Origin of the sequence: Pseudomonas sp. MWU15-20650 (assembly GCF_023242475.1) — a bacterium.
Taxonomy (GTDB): Bacteria; Pseudomonadota; Gammaproteobacteria; order Pseudomonadales; family Pseudomonadaceae; genus Aquipseudomonas.
Map to the genome: position 1 here is coordinate 303,053 of NZ_JALJFG010000003.1, position 16,405 is coordinate 319,457.

At 54.0% G+C, this 16,405-nt stretch carries 24 protein-coding genes, 1 tRNA gene and 1 pseudogene; 11 read left to right on the plus strand and 15 right to left on the minus strand.

Annotated features, from left to right (window positions below):
* The first annotated feature begins 184 nt into the window (after nt 1–184).
* Entirely contained in the window at nt 185–736 is a 552-nt protein-coding gene (locus M5B43_RS04900; RefSeq protein WP_248749028.1) for an RNA polymerase sigma factor, read from the plus strand.
* Nucleotides 737–791: 55 nt separating this feature from the next.
* On the opposite strand, the pseudogene M5B43_RS04905 reads toward M5B43_RS04900, so the two are convergent.
* A pseudogene (locus M5B43_RS04905) lies at nt 792–1,001 on the minus strand (MFS transporter); the annotation flags it as partial.
* Between the two features lie 227 nt (nt 1,002–1,228).
* Between M5B43_RS04905 and M5B43_RS04910 the strand changes: the two are divergent.
* From M5B43_RS04910 to M5B43_RS04920, 3 genes are all read left to right on the plus strand, one after another.
* Nucleotides 1,229–1,305 (plus strand) — tRNA-Met (locus tag M5B43_RS04910).
* A 167-nt stretch (nt 1,306–1,472) separates the two neighbouring features.
* Nucleotides 1,473–2,705 carry a tyrosine-type recombinase/integrase gene (locus M5B43_RS04915; RefSeq protein ID WP_130138567.1) on the plus strand — a complete coding sequence of 411 codons (1,233 nt, stop codon included), beginning with the start codon at nt 1,473–1,475 and terminating at the stop codon, nt 2,703–2,705.
* A complete protein-coding gene (locus M5B43_RS04920; RefSeq protein WP_248749029.1) occupies nt 2,702–3,613 on the plus strand; it encodes a hypothetical protein in 912 nt (303 codons plus the stop codon). The genes M5B43_RS04915 and M5B43_RS04920 overlap by 4 nt, the downstream gene beginning before the upstream one ends.
* Here the strand turns inward: M5B43_RS04920 and M5B43_RS04925 are convergent.
* From M5B43_RS04925 to M5B43_RS04960, 8 genes are all read right to left on the minus strand, one after another.
* The gene (locus M5B43_RS04925) at nt 3,599–4,216 is read right to left on the minus strand and encodes a recombinase family protein (protein WP_248749030.1); all 618 of its coding nucleotides are present in this window, start codon (nt 4,214–4,216) and stop codon (nt 3,599–3,601) included. The two genes, M5B43_RS04920 and M5B43_RS04925, sit on opposite strands and share 15 nt — an antisense overlap.
* Before the next feature lie 163 nt (nt 4,217–4,379).
* Nucleotides 4,380–4,850 (minus strand): hypothetical protein, encoded by a 471-nt coding sequence (locus tag M5B43_RS04930; RefSeq protein ID WP_248749031.1) that lies wholly within the window; start codon nt 4,848–4,850, stop codon nt 4,380–4,382.
* Nucleotides 4,851–4,901: 51 nt separating this feature from the next.
* Complete coding sequence (locus M5B43_RS04935; protein WP_248749032.1) at nt 4,902–5,498, minus strand: tail assembly protein; 597 nt, start codon at nt 5,496–5,498, stop codon at nt 4,902–4,904.
* An 8-nt stretch (nt 5,499–5,506) separates the two neighbouring features.
* Nucleotides 5,507–5,851, minus strand: coding sequence for a hypothetical protein (locus M5B43_RS04940; RefSeq protein ID WP_248749033.1), 345 nt, complete (start codon nt 5,849–5,851; stop codon nt 5,507–5,509).
* 68 nt (nt 5,852–5,919) lie between these two features.
* Nucleotides 5,920–6,753: a hypothetical protein gene (locus M5B43_RS04945; protein WP_248749034.1), complete on the minus strand. Its 834-nt coding sequence runs from the start codon at nt 6,751–6,753 to the stop codon at nt 5,920–5,922.
* Nucleotides 6,750–6,968, minus strand: coding sequence for a cytochrome P450 (locus M5B43_RS04950; RefSeq protein ID WP_248749035.1), 219 nt, complete (start codon nt 6,966–6,968; stop codon nt 6,750–6,752). The genes M5B43_RS04945 and M5B43_RS04950 overlap by 4 nt, the downstream gene beginning before the upstream one ends.
* Nucleotides 6,955–7,386 (minus strand): hypothetical protein, encoded by a 432-nt coding sequence (locus M5B43_RS04955; RefSeq protein WP_248749036.1) that lies wholly within the window; start codon nt 7,384–7,386, stop codon nt 6,955–6,957. Before M5B43_RS04955 ends, M5B43_RS04950 begins: the two co-directional genes overlap by 14 nt.
* Nucleotides 7,383–7,799 carry a DUF5681 domain-containing protein gene (locus M5B43_RS04960; RefSeq protein WP_248749037.1) on the minus strand — a complete coding sequence of 139 codons (417 nt, stop codon included), beginning with the start codon at nt 7,797–7,799 and terminating at the stop codon, nt 7,383–7,385. The genes M5B43_RS04955 and M5B43_RS04960 overlap by 4 nt, the downstream gene beginning before the upstream one ends.
* A gap of 405 nt (nt 7,800–8,204) precedes the next feature.
* On the opposite strand from M5B43_RS04960, the gene M5B43_RS04965 reads away from it, so the two are divergent.
* Nucleotides 8,205–9,170: a hypothetical protein gene (locus tag M5B43_RS04965; RefSeq protein WP_248749038.1), complete on the plus strand. Its 966-nt coding sequence runs from the start codon at nt 8,205–8,207 to the stop codon at nt 9,168–9,170.
* A 259-nt stretch (nt 9,171–9,429) separates the two neighbouring features.
* Here the strand turns inward: M5B43_RS04965 and M5B43_RS04970 are convergent, their stop codons facing one another.
* Nucleotides 9,430–10,335 carry a toll/interleukin-1 receptor domain-containing protein gene (locus M5B43_RS04970; protein ID WP_248749039.1) on the minus strand — a complete coding sequence of 302 codons (906 nt, stop codon included), beginning with the start codon at nt 10,333–10,335 and terminating at the stop codon, nt 9,430–9,432.
* A 306-nt stretch (nt 10,336–10,641) separates the two neighbouring features.
* Between M5B43_RS04970 and M5B43_RS04975 the strand changes: the two genes are divergently transcribed.
* Nucleotides 10,642–10,845: a hypothetical protein gene (locus M5B43_RS04975; RefSeq protein ID WP_044267637.1), complete on the plus strand. Its 204-nt coding sequence runs from the start codon at nt 10,642–10,644 to the stop codon at nt 10,843–10,845.
* A gap of 42 nt (nt 10,846–10,887) precedes the next feature.
* On the opposite strand, the gene M5B43_RS04980 is transcribed toward M5B43_RS04975, so the two are convergent.
* A complete protein-coding gene (locus tag M5B43_RS04980; RefSeq protein WP_248749040.1) occupies nt 10,888–11,556 on the minus strand; it encodes a hypothetical protein in 669 nt (222 codons plus the stop codon).
* Nucleotides 11,557–11,697: 141 nt separating this feature from the next.
* On the opposite strand from M5B43_RS04980, the gene M5B43_RS04985 reads away from it, so the two are divergent.
* The 4 genes from M5B43_RS04985 (at nt 11,698) to M5B43_RS05000 (ending at nt 12,980) form a co-directional block, all read left to right on the plus strand.
* On the plus strand, nt 11,698–11,925 hold the full coding sequence (locus M5B43_RS04985) for a hypothetical protein (RefSeq protein WP_248749041.1): 228 nt from the start codon (nt 11,698–11,700) through the stop codon (nt 11,923–11,925).
* Between the two features lie 154 nt (nt 11,926–12,079).
* On the plus strand, nt 12,080–12,265 hold the full coding sequence (locus tag M5B43_RS04990) for a hypothetical protein (protein ID WP_248749042.1): 186 nt from the start codon (nt 12,080–12,082) through the stop codon (nt 12,263–12,265).
* Nucleotides 12,262–12,525 (plus strand): hypothetical protein, encoded by a 264-nt coding sequence (locus M5B43_RS04995; protein ID WP_248749043.1) that lies wholly within the window; start codon nt 12,262–12,264, stop codon nt 12,523–12,525. The genes M5B43_RS04990 and M5B43_RS04995 overlap by 4 nt, the downstream gene beginning before the upstream one ends.
* A complete protein-coding gene (locus M5B43_RS05000; RefSeq protein WP_248749044.1) occupies nt 12,522–12,980 on the plus strand; it encodes a hypothetical protein in 459 nt (152 codons plus the stop codon). Before M5B43_RS04995 ends, M5B43_RS05000 begins: the two co-directional genes overlap by 4 nt.
* Before the next feature lie 442 nt (nt 12,981–13,422).
* On the opposite strand, the gene M5B43_RS05005 is transcribed toward M5B43_RS05000, so the two are convergent.
* The 4 genes from M5B43_RS05005 to M5B43_RS05020 form a co-directional block, all read right to left on the minus strand.
* The gene (locus M5B43_RS05005; RefSeq protein ID WP_248749045.1) at nt 13,423–14,409 is read right to left on the minus strand and encodes a hypothetical protein; all 987 of its coding nucleotides are present in this window, start codon (nt 14,407–14,409) and stop codon (nt 13,423–13,425) included.
* A complete protein-coding gene (locus M5B43_RS05010) occupies nt 14,406–14,561 on the minus strand; it encodes a hypothetical protein (RefSeq protein WP_165386517.1) in 156 nt (51 codons plus the stop codon). The genes M5B43_RS05005 and M5B43_RS05010 overlap by 4 nt, the downstream gene beginning before the upstream one ends.
* A gap of 92 nt (nt 14,562–14,653) precedes the next feature.
* A complete protein-coding gene (locus M5B43_RS27215) occupies nt 14,654–14,989 on the minus strand; it encodes a helix-turn-helix domain-containing protein (RefSeq protein ID WP_349292355.1) in 336 nt (111 codons plus the stop codon).
* Complete coding sequence (locus M5B43_RS05020) at nt 14,947–15,216, minus strand: AlpA family phage regulatory protein (protein WP_248749046.1); 270 nt, start codon at nt 15,214–15,216, stop codon at nt 14,947–14,949. Before M5B43_RS05020 ends, M5B43_RS27215 begins: the two co-directional genes overlap by 43 nt.
* A 392-nt stretch (nt 15,217–15,608) precedes the next feature.
* Here M5B43_RS05020 and M5B43_RS05025 point away from each other — a divergent pair, with 392 nt between their 5' ends.
* On the plus strand, nt 15,609–16,388 hold the full coding sequence (locus M5B43_RS05025) for a PhzF family phenazine biosynthesis protein (protein WP_248749047.1): 780 nt from the start codon (nt 15,609–15,611) through the stop codon (nt 16,386–16,388).
* The last annotated feature ends 17 nt before the right edge of the window (nt 16,389–16,405 follow it).

Sequence of the window (16,405 nt, forward strand, 5' to 3'; positions counted from 1 at the left end):
GCTTGTGAAAAACCCCGCGCAACCCTCTCAGGCTTTTTGCAAATTACGGCGCTAAAACTCACCTAGCAAAAATATTTATCCATGTAAATCAAATGTTTATATTTTTCTCCTGTTTGGCACAACCGATGCAAAAGGGGTTTCCGTTGGAACCATTTGGATCGCGCCTTACCTGAGGAAAAACAACATGAATATCCCTGTTGGTGCTCTAGCTCATCTCGTCGGCAGTTCGCCTCAATTCATATATCACCTGACAGATGACCAGCAAAAAAAACTCCGACGCTTCATTCATAAGCGCGTGCTCAACCCCGAAGATGCGGATGACATTCTGCAACTGACTTACCTGGAAGCCTGGCGTAACAGAGAGCGCTTCAGCGGCGAGGCCACCCTCAGCACCTGGATGTGCGGAATCGCCCAGAACCTGATTCGCAACCACTTCAGGCGCTTGTATGCCAAGCCCGTACATTGCGAATTTGATGAGTCGCTATGGCATGGACAAGAGGAAAACAAAAACCTGGACTGGGAGTTTGAAATCAACCGACGCCTGGAAAAGACCTTAAGTGCCATCGACCACCTGCCGATGGAAATGCGCAAAACGCTGTACGCGTCGCTGGAAACCGATGGCAGCTACCAGGACACAGCTGACGTGCTGGACATCCCCATCGGCACGGTACGCTCACGTCTATCGCGCGCGCGCGAACAGCTCAAGCGCGTGACCCACAAGCCGTTGCAACCGTAAGTTCGCCTACTCGGCAATCGTTGGGCGACAGGGATATCTGCCCAACTCGATCAAACCTTTTCGTGCGCGGCAGAAAGATCGCCAGCATTGGGAACAACGGCAAAACGAACATCAGCACGAAGTCGACTATCACACGGGTGCAGAACAGGTCGACATGAGGCTTGAGCAACGTGCACAGCGCTGCGCCGAGGCTCGAAAACCAGATCACCGCCTTGCAGCCTACCTTGTCACCAATCGGGCCGACGCAGAGCATGCCCGCCGCCAGCATCGGGTACGCGACAAGGCTATCCCGCAAGGGAGCTAACGACAGGGTTTGTAAAGGGCCCGCAGGGTGAGACTTCGACATGAGATCTTCATCGCGATACCAGCGACGCCCACCTCACCACTCGTCGCCGTTTAGGCGTTTTTTTGTTAAACAGTTGAAAGCGTAGAAAAAAACTCAACAAAAATGCTTGACGCATTCCTGTTCTACGCGAATAATGCGCGCCACTTGGCTACATAGCTCAGTTGGTTAGAGCATAGCATTCATAATGCTGGGGTCCGGGGTTCAAGTCCCTGTGTAGCCACCAAGTACCGATTTATAGATGTTTATAGAAGTCTATAAATCACCTCAAGAAGCCCGCCTAGTGCGGGCTTTCTTGTTTCTGCCTATCTCTAACCGTCTCTATCTATCTCTACCCTTCCTGTATCCCCCCGTGTATCCTCGAAAAATAATTGAACCCGGGATACACGCGCCATGAAACGTTCCGAAATAAAGCGCCGACCTCTTTCCGACACGGCTTTGGCCGGGCTAGAGCCCGACGCTAAGGAATACCGCGAGCTCGACGGGAACAGCCTTTATTTTCGCGTGAAAACCGATGGCCAAAAGTCCTGGCAGCTTCGCTATAAAAAACCTGATGGCAAATGGTCGTGGCTGGGACTGGGCGGCTATCCCGATGTAAGCGGATCGATGGCCCGGCAGAAAGCTGCAGAGTTGCGCGCCGAGGCCGCCGACGGCAAAAATCCGATTATCACTAAACAAGCCCGCAAGAAAGCGGAGCGGGATATCGCCGGCGAGACATTCGAGCCGCTGGCTCGAGAATGGTATGCCTCACGCCTCACCAACTGGGACGCAGGCACCGCGAAGCGAATCATCGGCGCGCTCGAACGTCACGTCTTCCCTGTGTTCGGCAAGCGCCCCTATGCCGACATCACCCCGCTTGAGTGGATGGAGTTTCTGCGCAGCATGGAGCAGCAGGGAATCCTCGAGCAAATGAGCCGGGTGCGCTCGTACTGCAGAGACGCCTACGACCTGGCGAGGGTAACTGGGCGGGCTACCCATAACCCGCTTGAGGGACTGCAAAAATACCTCAAGTCCGGCAAGGCCGAAAACTATGCCCACGTCTCACCCGATGAACTTCCGGGCCTTATCCGCTCCATCGCTGCCTATCCACACGCCCACGATGTGCGCCTCGGCTTGCGCCTACTGAGCCTGTTCGCCGTGCGCCCCAGCGAGCTAAGGGAGGCCCGGTGGTCAGAATTCGACTTCGCCAAAAAGGTCTGGACGATCCCAGTCGAGCGTAAAGGCCGCAAAAAAGGTCTAGAGCACTTAGTGCCGCTCTCGTCTCAAGCAATTGAGGCCCTAGAGGAGCTGCGCCAGTACACCGGCAGCTATCCCCTTCTGTTCCCTGGTCGCAGCGATCACACCAAACCACGTAGCGACACCGTGTTCCTGATGGCGCTGCGCCGTATGGGATACGAGGGGCGCCAGACCGGTCACGGCTTCCGACATATCGCGTCGACAGTACTCAATGAAAACGGATTCGATGAAAACCACGTCGAGGCCCAGCTATCGCACAAAAAACATGGTGTTGCCGGCGTCTACAACAAAGCCCAGTACCTACATCAGCGCACGACGATGATGCAATGGTACGCCAACTATCTGGATGAAATTGCAGCGGGCAACTTGGCCGAGAGGAAGCGAGCATGATCGAGCCTACATTTCTAAGCGTCCCTGAACTGGCAGAACGATGGGGTGCATCTTCACGCCAGATCCTCGAGCATGGAATCAACCGCGCACTGCCGATTCTTTTCGCATTCGAGGGCCTGGCTTTCGATCAGGCAGATAGATGGCTGATGAGCCATGGGGCGCACGATGAGGCTATGGAGCTCGAGGCCAAAACCAAATCGGTTGAAAGTAGCGAGGCACATCTGCGAAGGAACGCCGCCGGTAACGTCGACGAGTTCACTAGATTGAGCCAAGAAGAGGTAGTCGCCTTACGCCAGGCAACAAATGCGAATCAGGACCGGATACGAGAACTTAGCGATCTCCTTGAGCGGCGAGATCGAACTCGCCTAGATTACCGATTCATGGGATATATGCGAGCGCCCCCGCGTGTGCTTTGGGAGCTAATGCAGAACGAAGAAACCCCTTTTCCTCACCTGGCATTCCATCCTCTTTCGGATGTTCACTTGGTGAGCATCGATGGCCGGACAGTTTGGGAGGGTCGCATGATGACGCTCGAGCCGGATATCACCGGAGCCTGGAAAGGAAGACTCCGGATATCAGACTTGCTGATCCCCTGGGCATCAGTAAAGGCGTTGGAAGCAGCTCAGAAAAGCATCAAGGAAGAAGCCTTAACCAACGATAAGGATGCGACAAAGCCGGTTTCTCGCATGAAAGCCCAAACGGCAGCAATCCTTGCTGAAATCGCCAGACTTGGTCACGACCCCAAAGCCTTGCCGACGAGGAGCCCGGGCAAATCAGGGGTACGCGCCGAAGTATCGAAAGCCATGAGCAAACGCCGCGATCTTTTCTCTACCAGTTCCTTCAAGAAAGCTTGGGAGGAATTAAGGGCATCGGGCGAGATAGCCGATGGCAAGTCAGGCGCTCAATAGCTCCTTGATCCGCAGCACCGTGGTAGTCGAGCAGTCCGCGTGCCGGGCCGTGGCGCGGATGCCAAGTCCAGCCTTCAGCAGTTCCTTCACTCGCTTGTGAAGATCAGCGTCGATCGGGCGGCCCTGATACTTGCCCTCGGCTTTAGCCTTCTCAATGCCTTGAGCCTGGCGCTCCCGCCGCTGCTCGTAATCTTTGCGCGCGATGGCGGCCATCATTTCCACCAGCATTGAGTTGATGGCGCCCAGCATTCGGCCGGTGAACTCGTCGCCCTTGGTGTCCTGCATTCCCTGGTGGCTGGTCGGCAGGTCGAGCGCGACAATGCGCAGGCCCTTGGAGTCGATAGCCGCCTTGAGCTTTTGCCAGTCCTCCACCGGGAGGCGGGATAGGCGATCTATCGACTCCACCAGCAGCACGTCACCCTTGCGCGCATCTTTCAGCAGGCGCAGCAGCTCCGGCCGGTCGGCGGTGGCGCCGCTGGCGTTCTCCAGGTATACGCTGGCGATGACCTTGTTATGGTCGCTGGCGAACTGCTCGAGCGATGCCCGGGCGCGGCCGGCGTCTTGCTCTTCGGTGGATGCTCGGAGGTATGCGCGGATGAACATGATGGGTGCCTGTATCAGTTAGGGCGTCCTACTAATACTGTTGCACTTTGGGTGTTACTTATCAAGCGAAAAGCCAGAAAAAGGCAAAATAAGCCTGTATCTGGATAGGCATACCTAGCTGGAACAAAGCTGCAGCCGTAAAAAACCCGCCGAAGCGGGTCGATTAATTTGGTACTTGACCTGCACTCTTCATGATCATTTCAATCTGTTCTACATCTACGTGATAGTACCGAGCAACTGCAGCCCTTGCTTGCTCCATACCGAGAGCAAGCGTGCTTCCAAGTTCGTCCTCGTCGGCATTAGGTCTTGACGTACCAGTCCTAGAAAGCCGGTCGTACTTACTAATCTCGTCGAGACTCAGTGGCTTGTCACAACAGTCCAGAAGATCCTTAGCATGGTTTCCGAACCCTCTTTTATGGCTGAAGCGCAATTTATTCAGCCGTTTCGTACCGTTAGGGACTAGCTCCAGCGTATGGCTCCAAGCATCAACCATTGCAAGATCGAACCCACTACCATCGTCAAACAAAACAAACGCAATTTCTTCTAGATTAAGGTCCGGTTCAGGCTGAAATTCATACTGCCATCCGCCATCAAACTTGTTCTCCAGACGCACCAACTTTACGATTTTCAGCATCAGCCTCTCCTGTTAAGTAGATGCCCCATCCTGCCATAGCTCGTGTGGCGACTACAGCTGGTCTTCGGCATAAATGCCGGCACTTATGATAGCCCCGCCGACCCTGCGCTTGCCGTAGCAGAGCGGGACAGGGTTGCCGGATGCCGTGGTGTTCTTGGCGCTGCCGAAGGCATACCCCGGGGTGTTTTCTGGTGCGGCGCTGGTCTTGAGGCCGCCGGTCTGCGGGCTGAGCATTTGGATTACTCCGCCGGCGACCATACCCACGCCAGATGCAAACAGGCCGGCTGATACTGGAGGCGCCCAGAACGTGAAGAATGAAGCAGCTATAAGCAGCGCACCGACGACCGTTTGCAAAACCCCAGCGCGCTTACTGCCAACGATCACAGGCGCGATGATGATGTCGCCTTGTCCTTGGTAGGTGAGCTCGCTCTCCCCGATATTTTTCTTGCCTCGAAACACGGCAAACACGAGCCCGCGAGACTTTGCGTTAGACAGAAACCGTTCAAACCCTGGGATCTGCACTGACAGTGCTTTGATGGCCTCGGCCGTCGTGCGGACGGAGAACTGGTAGGACTTACCGAACTGCCGTAGCTGCCCGTACAGTTTGATTGTGGTGAGCGGGGCGTATTCGATTGCTGTAGCGGCCATGGGGCCTCCTATGGCTTGGTGGATGGGGCGGGCAGCCCCAGACGAATGGCGAGTACCGCACGCGACATATGCGCCTGGTCGATGGTCAGTTGCTCCTGGCGCGGGTCGTAGTTCCACACCCGGTTGTAGATCGTCTCGCTGGCCCGGGCGCCGCGGAATGTCCCTCTCAGCAGATCGGCCGAAACCCTGGCCTCTTCCTGGGTGAAGTAAGGGCCGTCGATGGTCACCTGTTGGCCATTGCGGACGTGTTGAACCTCCCACACCAAATAGCCGGCGTCGGGCCCCTGTATCAGCTCGTAGGGTTTGAACTTCTGGGTGCTGCACGCTTCGGTAAAGCGGTCTTGAAAGGTCATATCGTCACACTCACAGAGTCTGCCGCTGATCGGCGCTACCAATACTTGCGTAGCGCACGGATGGGCAGTTAGGCCGCTTCGGATTGATCAGGAGACGCTTTTGCGGAGGTGCGAGTTGGCATTTTCGCCAGCCATTCGCGAAGCGCTTCGGAGCCCTCGCAGCCCGATCGCCACTTCTCAAACCGGCCGGTGTACCCATTCGAATTGGCAACCATGCCGCTCAGTGCGACACCAGCATTGGAGGCGGTGGCCAGCACGTCATCGTAGATCGCTAGCATCTGCTTGAGCCCTTCGATGTCTTCGGAGCGCGATGCGGCAATGCCTGCTCGCGAAAGGCTGTCAGCCGCCTCTGGCGATAGCCCGGAGAGCATTGGGTTTGCCCTGAGCACAGCCTCTACAACGTCGGGGTGACTGCCTGCGCGCGCTTCAGCTACTAGCCGCTGACGCTCTTCAGGTTTGAGGCCTCGCACGATGGCTCGCAGCTCCTGGTCGGCCAGGAAACCAACAACGTCCGAGCTAGCGCGAGGCGTGACCGCTGCGAATCCGCTGGCCACTGTCTGGGCCAGCGTGAGCATATCTTTTGCTGCCTTCTCCATCGCCGGCATCAGGGCGGGGATGATTCCATCAATCTGCTCCTTGCCCTTGCGCTCAATGGCAGCGGCGTTGAGGTCCTTGTTCCCGCGAATCGAGAGGATTTCTTCTCCAAGGTCCTTGAATGCCTCCAACGACAATCCCTGCAAGTGGCGGACAGACTTCAGTAAGCCACCGGCCTGCCAAGTGCCTTTGGTGCCATCGGGTCGTTGAATGTTGAATGTTCTTGCCTCTACCTGGGAGTGCTCGTATTCGGAGTAATGGAGGTTGGCCAAGCCAACTTTGAGGACGGATCGTTTGCCGATTTTCATTGGGTTACCTTTTGATTGTCTGGCCATGGTTCGGCCGGTTTTTGGTCTGAGGATTCGCTCAGGATTTGGAGTAGGGACACGTTTTCTCGGGCGCTACCGCCGGCTGCTGCTTCGTGCAACTCGTCCATAAGGGCGCTGATCTCTCGCACGTCACGATTGAACTGAGTGAGCCCGGATTGCTGGCGCAGCTTGGCCACCTGGCTACGGATGTTCATGGCGGGCCTCGATGATCAGTCGGTACTGTTCGGCGACGTGGTTTCTGATGTCTTGCCCGTCAGCCAATGGAGGGAAGATCCAGGCGCCAGCGCTTGGGAATGGCCGCATATCCATCACACCTACTGGAGCGGGACGGCGGAGGCTTTCAATTGCGCGGACGTGGAGAATGAACGCCTCTGCCAGATTGGCCGCGTCGTTGCTGTTCATGGTGCACAGTGGGAAGTGCATCACCGTTTGCACGCCCAGGACTGGATAGTTGAATGAATGGCCCACGGTCTTTGGGTAGTCCATCTCGTCCTCAACCGCGTCAACCCTGCAGTCCACCACCGTCAACATAACGAGAACTGTCTCTTCGTCGTCGGCGCCGATCTTTTCTGCAATTCGCTTGAGCTCGGCCCGCATCCACTTAATGCTCATTGCCGCATTCCCTCCATTTGTTCGCGGAGTTCTTCGACGGCCTTCTGTAGCTCGGCAACTTCGATGACCCGGGCAACAGCGCCTAGCCCTTCGATCAATGCCTTGCCCTGGTCGGGCGGTAGCTCGCCGGCGGCAACTGCGCGAAGGATTGATTTGGCTGCGCTGGGCAAGTCGGTGTCGTCCAGGTCGAAGCACACTGTCTCGGCAGTTGGCTTGATTGGCGGCACTAGGCGCTCAAGGATCAGCCGGCAAGCCTGCATATCGCCCTTCTTGGCTGCTGTCAGAACCTTCTTTGTCACGGCGTCTGCACCTTCCGCGAGTCGGGCGCGCAGCTCTTGCGTCTGACCGGATCGGCCGCCGGGATTACCCGACTGTCCGGGCTTCCATTTTCCGGCTTTATCGCGAGCAGTCATGCGGCGGGCGATTCCATAGCGATGACCGGTTTGTTTTCAGCGAGCGCTATTAGCAGGGCGGATGCTTGAACGCTTCCGTCTGCTGCGGCTTCGCGAAGGCGGCCCCAGGCGGCAGCAACTTCGGAGCGAGTTGGTTTGTGCTGGCGTCCTCGGGCGGGCTTAGCTGTGTTCATAGGTGCTGCCTCGAATGGGTTTTGAGTGGCTCAAAAACTCACATTAGGCATGATCTGATCATTTATCCAGTGCTTTTTAGGTGCATTCCAAGTGATACACATATATAGATTGAAATAGACAGAAAATGCCAGTAGATATGTTATCCCGCCGGATTGTTTTCGTATCACTTAATTGCAATAACCCATAATGATACGATATTCACTATCCGCTCAAACTTATAAGGAGTTTCAAATGAACAAGGCTCTGGAGCGTGCAGTTTTTGATAGCGTATTTGGAGGCAGATTTTCTTCGGAGATTATCGAATCAGAGATACCAGACTTTTTAATTAAAGATCCTAAAGGGATAACGCTTGGTGTAGAAGTCACTGAGATCTATACAGACTTCACTGATGCCAGACTTAAAAACCAAGAAGGGTATTTGGATGGCCTATTGGCTGGCACGCAAAAAATATTCCGGGCCGACAAGGGAATGATGGACGTAGACGAAATAAAGATCCTGAGAGAGAACGGTGAAGTATTTTCTGTCGAAACGGCAGTAATACGTGGCGTTCCCACTTTTAAGGAATCTATGAATTTGCTTGAGCAAGCCATCCGCGAAAAAAACCTGAAAGCCCCTACCTACCTGGCATCCTGTGATCAGGTTGACCTGATTGTCTCCGACGCCTCTGGAATCTTTAACTTTAAAAAAGATGAAGATTTTTATAGATCTTTTTTTCACACATTTGACCGAAACCTAATAAAAAATCTCGAATTTCGTGAAATATATTTCATATATCACTCTATAGAGAGTGACAAAAAATCCATACCAATAAAATTAAACTCATTTATGTGCGACCTCCTCTCACTTCATTACACTTTCTTGGCGGATAATAAAGAAATAGACAGCAGTGAAAATGAAAGCACTATAATTCTTCTCTTAGCGCTTTATGAGCTGGGCCATCAAGACTTCTCGTTCAGCATCAGTGAAAAAATTCTTATAATAGATTTAGGCGCCTGGGTATTAGAATTTGAGGCTGAGAGGACCAACGTTAAAGATCATACGAATTTGCTATTTCCTAGAAAAAAAGAGGAACTGATCTCGGACGCTTATGATGGGGCTGACGAATCAGATCAATTGGCCGCGCAGAAACTTGCCAAAAAACGATGGAATAATGTTGCTTATGTTCCGATTTTGTTTCCGCTTGCAGATGCCAGCTGATAAAAGCTCAGCCCAACCCCAATTGAGTGGCGGACCTGGCACCCCATTTCGGTAGGTCAGGTGTCGCGCTACGTTTGGGGAGCTACGAAAACGTGGCGCGGTTTTGATGCGTCCAGCATAGAACGCATCTTCCACCAGTGGTGTATCACTGCGGCGCGCGCCTGCTCCAGCCTGCTGTCAGGCTTCGAAGGTAGTGAGCCCCATGATTAACGCACTCAGCCTTTCACAGTTGGAACCGAACAAACCTGATGCCTGATTATTACCAAGGGGTATCTTTAATGGCGCTAAACCGCTCCATCTCATCTTTGGTAGGTTTTCTCTCTGTTTGATTTACATAACCAAGTATCCGCCTGAAATAGTCAGTTATGTTGATGAGCTGGTCCTTTCCGTTATCGTTACCCATCTTTCTTGATTTAACTAATATCTCTGTTCCGGCACCAGTTTTGGGATCGGAGAATGTGATGCTTTTATGCTGTGGTATCGGGTTGTCTAGGATAAGAAACATTTCATCTTTAGCTTTCTCTGCAAAGTCCAGGAGAATGATTGCGTTTGTGGTTCGCCCCATCCAGCCTACACCTGCATCGACATAGCGCATCTGGCGGCGTGTGGCCACCTCGTTGTAGATGCATTGAATCTCTGTCACGAAGGACATCTCAAGCTTCTCAGAGCTTTGCATCAATATGTAATTGACAAAGTAGCTCCCGTCGACAAGCCCATAGTCACAAGACCAGTCCACGTATCCCTCGGCATCCTCAAGCCTGCTCTGCTCGGGGTTAGAAAATTGAGCTACCGATTCCAGCAAAGTAAACATACCGGCATCAAAATCAGTCCGAAAATCAGCATACATTTTGTCTCGCAAGAACATGGGTATCTTGCAGTCATCTAGTAGCACTGGGATTGTGACAACTCGCTTTTCGTCTAGCTCTCGAAATAGCCCTGCAGTGAGCTCTTTTTTACACCATTCGGATTCGACTGATGCTTTGGATAACATAATAAGTAAAGCACTGGAACCCTCGACTGCCTCTTGAACCTTATTAATTATCGAATCGCCCGCTCGCAACTCCCATCTGTCAATCCAGACGCTCGTTCTTTTCCGGACGAGGTGTCCGGCAATTAGATCAATCTTCTCTTTATCAGCGTGCGAATAGCTAACGAAAATCGGCATACCTTTCTCATCCCTTGATCCAGCCCATCGCCGGTAAATCCGTGATACCCCAGTTTTGAGGAATGCGCTAGTGGCTACCTACTAGCGAAATGGTCCGACTCGGCTCATTTGGTCTGTCTCGCGCACTCGGGCTCCGTACTGAGAAAATCGGAACCACCTCCGATCCGCCAGATAGACAAAACCGTCTCAGTGAGACCAAATCGTCACAAAGCACGATAATCCCCTGTGTTTTCGTGTTTCTGTAGATATTTCGCCTGGCGCAATGCGTGAATATCCTCAAAACTGAGCACATTCCCAGGAGCCCCTATGTCAGTCATCGATTGCGATTACCTGCCCGACCCATCCAAGACCACATTCCCGCCCGAACTGGCGCTGCTGATCGTGCGCAAGGCTGCCTCAATGGCCGAGGCGTTCGAACAGCAGGCCCTGGACCAACTGACCAAGGACGCTATCTCAGCAATATCCGCCGGCGCCGATCCGCGCCAGGTCATTCGGCAGATGCGTCTGTAGGAGCGAGCTCACCGGAAGCTGGCTCGACTTTATTCTCTCCGGCTAGCCACGATGAGGCGGCGCGCTGTACAGCGCGGAAAGGAACTCTGTTACGCGCTCGAAATCCGGAAACTCTTCCGTCTCCCTGCCCCACGTTTCACTGAGCGACAAATAGAGAACGTAAAGATAGTTGTCATAGAGATGGTAAAACGTTGAGAGGTCGATCTGTTGGATTCTCTCGTAGGTGACGTGGCCTGCGACTTTGTTACGCATCGTACGAAATTTTTTGGAAAACCCTTCGGGCACTGGCAATAGCTCAGTGAGAAATTCGATATCTTCAGCCGAGGCGCCAGCTAAGCGTGCCCGATCTAAGCGCTGGGTTACGGCTCTCTCGGTCGCACCGTTCATGACTAGATCGATCGCATCGGACAACGCAATTTCTTCCTCCTTTCCCTCGCGGCGGACTGCAACCTTTCCACGGTTGTTTTTGCTGAGCACGGCTGTGTTTCCAAAATCCCTCGCTAGGGCGGACAGCATGAGCTCGTAAAGATGCAGGATGAAAGCGGAGTATGCGTTGTAAGCGCGATGCGCGATTTCACGCGTATGCCCAAAACGCTCTAACTCCTCTAACACGGCCTCGAACCTATCAAACGAATCCTTGCATCGAAGGTATTCATGCCTGATAGCCAGGCAGTGCTGCCGATCGATCTCGCTTCCGGATTGGAACCTCATTTCTGGTTCATCCCTTGAATTGTCAATTCGCCCACTGTCATTGACCTCTGAGAAGGTTGCAAATATTTTTCACCCTGCCTCTTGCGTGACTGCTAACGATGGCGCATCATCGCTTCATCGTGACTGCTAACGGAGATTGTTGTGAAGAAAGACGACTTGAAAAGCCCGCTGTCTGCCGCTGATCGGCAAAGGATCTACAAGGAGCGACAGCGCGAAGCCGGGTTTAGGCAAACGACAGTATGGATTCACGGCGAAACGGAGGAGGAGGGCAAACAGGCAGCGCGCGATGGCAAGCCGCTCAAGCCGATGACGTCGAAAGACCCGCTGAGCTGGGCCGCGGGATGGATCAGCGAGAAGGGTAAGCAGTGATCGGCTGAGAATTTAGCCGATTGAGAAAGCAGCAAACGGTGGGTTTTCCCCACATTTGAAGGTGGCTCAGATCCGAGCCATTAGAGAAAAGGTGCCAACCCGGTGCGCTAACACCGGGAAGGCGATCACACGACGAAGCTTAGAGGCACACGTCATGCAATTTAAACAGAATACCATCCAAATTCTGGATGCGCGCGGCCAGATCATCGCCACAATGGCACTGCCGGCCAACATCAAGCTCACTGAGCTGGCCCCGTTAAAGATCCTGGGCGACATCAGCTTCAAGGTTTTGCCAGGTGCCGCACAATTCCGCGGTGTATGCGTAGGGGGTGTCCTATGAGCGCCCAGGCCCGCACCATCCAAGAAGTCGCCCATGACGCGCTTGAGGATCTCGAAAGCGCCCAGATCGCCCTGCGCAAGGTTGAGGCCGTGCTCTGGGCCGCACTGGCAGACAAGGGCACCAGTCAGCACGTCCGCAACCTGGTAGACGTCGCATGGAACCTGGCCGCTGACGGCGCCAACACCGCCGACTGCGACCGCGAGGAAATCACGGCCGCGCTGGCTGGGTGTGCTGCACTGGGCGCCGGGGGTGATCAATGAGCCGCTCCTACAAGGCAATCGCCGAGACCGCCATTAGTGATCTGTACGAAGCGCAGGCAGCGCTCGGCAACATGCACGCGATCTTCACGCTGATGCTCCAGCACTTCCCCGAAGACAGTACCGGCAACGCTTTCGCGCAACTCGGCACCCTCGAGTCGAATGACTGGTCCACGAAAATTTATCAGTGGTGCGAGTGCATGGAAAACGAGTTGGATGATGCGAACCAAGAGGCGGCCGTGGCGATTTCTGCCGAGCGTGCACACGCCACCCGGTGGTGGACGCACTTGAACGAGATGCGGCGCCGTAAGGAGCTGCAAGAGTGGGTGGGGGCGGATATTGGCACTCATGATGAGCATGACCTGATGCTGGATAGCAGGAAGGCCGTCAATCAGGCCCTGTTCGGCTCGGATGACCTGGGCGGCGATCAGCAATACCGCGCGTTGGTGTTGGGGTAGGGCTGACAAGCAACGAAACTTTCGCGGTACCGAGGGCACTACCCCGTCACAGGGTGGTGCCTTTTTCGTCACGCTAAGACGTTTTGTTCTCTCCGGTCCAACGCATCCAACTCTGGCTGAAGAGAGAGTCGTACCGAGTGTGATGAAAACACCACAACGTGTTGAAAGCTACACAGTGAGTTGTGGTCAACACGCTCTATTGATTACGCGCTTTTGTTTCTCGGGAACTGAATCAACACACAGCCGCCGATCAGAGTGCGCGCTTGAATAGTACTCTCACTGATTACCCGCTTTTGCTCTTGCTGCTGCTTCATTGCTTTCCACATGATGATCATAGAGCTCATTTTCGACCTCATTTTTTATGCAGGCTGCATCTGCACTTACGCGCCTTGATAAGCCTTGATATGAACACTTAGGTTCCTTGATAACCCTTGATAACCCTTTAAGAGCCTTGAACAGCCTTGATATGAACACGCGGTTTTTCTCCGCACATATTGTTAACCATACCCACCATTGCTTCGGCTTGCTCTTGCTCAACTGCCCACCAGCGTGACGTCTTGCCGGTTTTAGGGCGGTACCGCAGACGATACAGCCCAACCATTGCCGCATTTTTTATGTGCTTCGGAGCAATACCTTGCGTGTCATGATTCTGCGCCTGGAACGCAAAACCCTTGCCATCGCCCTCCTCCAGCCAGGTCAATAATTGCCATATCGCCTGGGCAGTGCCATGCGGTCCTGCGGGATAAATCAGCTCAGCATCTGGCTCGCTAGACTCGGCCATGTAGTAGACCTTTTCCAGAAGGCCCATTTGAAATAGCGGGGAAAGGACTGTCCACGGCCCCTTATTTCCGTCTTCGTCAACTTTGTCTGCATAACCGTCAAACAGACCTTTATTGCTTGCCTGAGTCTTTTCGTCGCTAAAGCCGTACAGGACGAAATGTCCGATGGGGCAAATCTTTTCCCTAGCGAATGTGGCCCAAGCAACATCCCTCGGGATTCCGCCATCGCCGTCTAGGTCTTGTATGCCATAGAGCCGAATGAATTTTTCTAGCAGATCTATCTCGCCCCGCTCTCGGATCTTCGTGATCGGCGGTACCTCATTAGCAGCGCCATCGACAAGCTCATTCGGTAACCACAAAAGGAGCTCATCGTCTTCAGGTTTATTAATTTTGTACTTGGGAAACCTGCCTGCTTTGATTTCGAGCAGGTCTACTATCTTATTATCAATCAAAGCGTCTATGGCCTCCTTGGCGCGCCGTCGAGCTATACCGGCGCTATTGCTCACAGCAAGAGCACTCCAAGACGTCGTAGCGTTGTCTCGGCCAGTCCCCCTTGCCATAACTAGCAATGCAACGGCCGGGTTCATGCCAAGCTCACAAGCAGCCGCGAATTCGCCAGACCCAACCGCAAAGAAGTTGCCATGGCTCATTTGCGAAACTCCTTCTCTTTCAGGTCCAAGCCTGCAGTCAGCAGAAGTCGGATTACATCCGAACGCTTGACGTCTAGGCCAGTTTTATCAGCCATAGCCTTCGAATAAGCGTCGATACGATCCACCAAATCAGGCGGCAGTCGCATAGTCATGTGTTGCTTCATAGGCTTCTCGACCGAGTGTGACACGTTGTGCCACATGCTATATCTACGTGGCACAACGTGCAACGTTGTGCCACGAAAAGCTAGGACGCACTAGACGGCTCAGCAAGCAAAGTGTAAAGCGCGACCTTTGGGTGCTTACGACCCCACTCATCCTCAACGCTGATGAGCCGGGTATGAATAGAATAACCAGCAGTGCGCAAGTCGCAGATCCTCGCACCTGGCCTACAGATGTTGAGCTCACGCATGATGGAAAAAGTGTCCGTTTGCCCAATCCGAAGACGTGCAAGTAGGCGTGTGAGTTGGGCGCTCAAGCTGTTATTGTGGAGATGAGATGTTTCTGGGCTGGCCTTATGGTTGGCCTTTTTTTTATCCATTATGCGGCCGCCCCACGAAGGGCGATGCGCTGACGAATCCATGTCTGCACTTCACCGAGAACCCAACCCACCGGGGCACCACGGCATTTGCTATTGCTCAGAGGAACAGGCTTTGGAAAGGTCGGATCGTCTTTGAGGCGCTTGTAGATGGTCGGTGCCGCGAAGCCGGTAATCGACTTCAATTCAGGCATGCGAATAATGGTCACCGCCGGGTCGCAGATATTGCGAATGTTCATGATGGCGGCTTGTTCTGTGGTGTGGCTCTTCATATCAATCTCCAGATGTTGGTTGCCTCTGGAGCCATGCTCTTCTGTGCGATATCCCCCCTCACAAGCGTCCCCCTATCCCCTTTTTTGAGGGGGGGTTAGACCTAGATGGATGGGGTAGCAGCACCCACCACCGTGTATCCCTACGTGTATCCCTGCAAAAATTAAGAAAATAAAGTCTTTAAACTACATATACTTACATCAATGGTTCAAATGACTGTGTACCACCAAGTACTAAAAACGGCTTACCGAAAGGTAGGCCGTTTTTTTATGCCTGTAGAAAAGTACAACCGGGTGCTGCCTTCATGCGCCCCAAAAAACTCACCATCTGTATTTTGACGCCCCCCAACCCCACTGTTAGTGTCCAGCCTCCCCTACACATGGAGTGCCCCACTGTGAAACTGGACATCTACCAAGTCGACGCCTTCAGCCAACAGCCGTTCGGCGGTAACCCGGCCGCGGTGTGCCCACTCACCGAGTGGCTGAGCGACGAACAACTGCACAACATTGCAGCCGAGAATAATCTCTCGGAAACAGCGTTCTTCGTGCCCCGTGGCGAGTTCTATGAGTTGCGTTGGCTTACCCCGGAAGTCGAAGTAGACCTGTGCGGCCATGCAACGTTGGCGGCGGCGTGGGTGTTGATCCATGCGCTGACGGGCGCCCCCGAAGTGCTGCGCTTTGCCACGCGCAGCGGCGAACTTCGGGTGACGCGAAAAGGCGATGAGTTGGCAATGGATTTCCCGGCCAAGCAGCCCGAACGCTGCGAGCCGCCGAGCGGGATGCTGAGTGCACTGGGCATTGAAAAGGCCGAGGTGTTTGCTACCGACGATTACATCGTGCTGGTTGAGGATCAAGCACAGGTGGCTTCACTCACACCCGATTTCGCACGACTCAAGGGCCTGCCTAAACGCGGGATTGCAGTGACGGCCAAAAGCACGCGATTTGATTTCGTCTCGCGTTGGTTCGGCCCGAATGTGGGGATCAACGAAGACCCGGTCACCGGTTCGGCGCACACCTCACTGGCACCGTTCTGGGCCGAACGCCTGGGCAAATCGCAGTTGACCGCTGAACAAGGCGGCACACGCAAGGGCCAATTGCATTGTGAGCTACAGGGTGACCGCGTGATTATCTCCGGCCACGCAGCGCTGTATATGCAAGGCGTGATTTACCTGTAAAAAGCAGTACCCAAAGG

Coding starts and splice junctions, on each gene's coding strand:
- M5B43_RS04900 (WP_248749028.1), top strand. CDS start 185: ATGAATATCCCTGTTGGTGCTCTAGCTCATCTCGTCGGCAGTTCGCCT.
- M5B43_RS04915 (WP_130138567.1), top strand. CDS start 1,473: ATGAAACGTTCCGAAATAAAGCGCCGACCTCTTTCCGACACGGCTTTG.
- M5B43_RS04920 (WP_248749029.1), top strand. CDS start 2,702: ATGATCGAGCCTACATTTCTAAGCGTCCCTGAACTGGCAGAACGATGG.
- M5B43_RS04925 (WP_248749030.1), bottom strand. CDS start 4,216: ATGTTCATCCGCGCATACCTCCGAGCATCCACCGAAGAGCAAGACGCC.
- M5B43_RS04930 (WP_248749031.1), bottom strand. CDS start 4,850: ATGCTGAAAATCGTAAAGTTGGTGCGTCTGGAGAACAAGTTTGATGGC.
- M5B43_RS04935 (WP_248749032.1), bottom strand. CDS start 5,498: ATGGCCGCTACAGCAATCGAATACGCCCCGCTCACCACAATCAAACTG.
- M5B43_RS04940 (WP_248749033.1), bottom strand. CDS start 5,851: ATGACCTTTCAAGACCGCTTTACCGAAGCGTGCAGCACCCAGAAGTTC.
- M5B43_RS04945 (WP_248749034.1), bottom strand. CDS start 6,753: ATGAAAATCGGCAAACGATCCGTCCTCAAAGTTGGCTTGGCCAACCTC.
- M5B43_RS04950 (WP_248749035.1), bottom strand. CDS start 6,968: ATGAACATCCGTAGCCAGGTGGCCAAGCTGCGCCAGCAATCCGGGCTC.
- M5B43_RS04955 (WP_248749036.1), bottom strand. CDS start 7,386: ATGAGCATTAAGTGGATGCGGGCCGAGCTCAAGCGAATTGCAGAAAAG.
- M5B43_RS04960 (WP_248749037.1), bottom strand. CDS start 7,799: ATGACTGCTCGCGATAAAGCCGGAAAATGGAAGCCCGGACAGTCGGGT.
- M5B43_RS04965 (WP_248749038.1), top strand. CDS start 8,205: ATGAACAAGGCTCTGGAGCGTGCAGTTTTTGATAGCGTATTTGGAGGC.
- M5B43_RS04970 (WP_248749039.1), bottom strand. CDS start 10,335: ATGCCGATTTTCGTTAGCTATTCGCACGCTGATAAAGAGAAGATTGAT.
- M5B43_RS04975 (WP_044267637.1), top strand. CDS start 10,642: ATGTCAGTCATCGATTGCGATTACCTGCCCGACCCATCCAAGACCACA.
- M5B43_RS04980 (WP_248749040.1), bottom strand. CDS start 11,556: ATGAGGTTCCAATCCGGAAGCGAGATCGATCGGCAGCACTGCCTGGCT.
- M5B43_RS04990 (WP_248749042.1), top strand. CDS start 12,080: ATGCAATTTAAACAGAATACCATCCAAATTCTGGATGCGCGCGGCCAG.
- M5B43_RS04995 (WP_248749043.1), top strand. CDS start 12,262: ATGAGCGCCCAGGCCCGCACCATCCAAGAAGTCGCCCATGACGCGCTT.
- M5B43_RS05000 (WP_248749044.1), top strand. CDS start 12,522: ATGAGCCGCTCCTACAAGGCAATCGCCGAGACCGCCATTAGTGATCTG.
- M5B43_RS05005 (WP_248749045.1), bottom strand. CDS start 14,409: ATGAGCCATGGCAACTTCTTTGCGGTTGGGTCTGGCGAATTCGCGGCT.
- M5B43_RS05010 (WP_165386517.1), bottom strand. CDS start 14,561: ATGACTATGCGACTGCCGCCTGATTTGGTGGATCGTATCGACGCTTAT.
- M5B43_RS27215 (WP_349292355.1), bottom strand. CDS start 14,989: ATGGATTCGTCAGCGCATCGCCCTTCGTGGGGCGGCCGCATAATGGAT.
- M5B43_RS05020 (WP_248749046.1), bottom strand. CDS start 15,216: ATGAAGAGCCACACCACAGAACAAGCCGCCATCATGAACATTCGCAAT.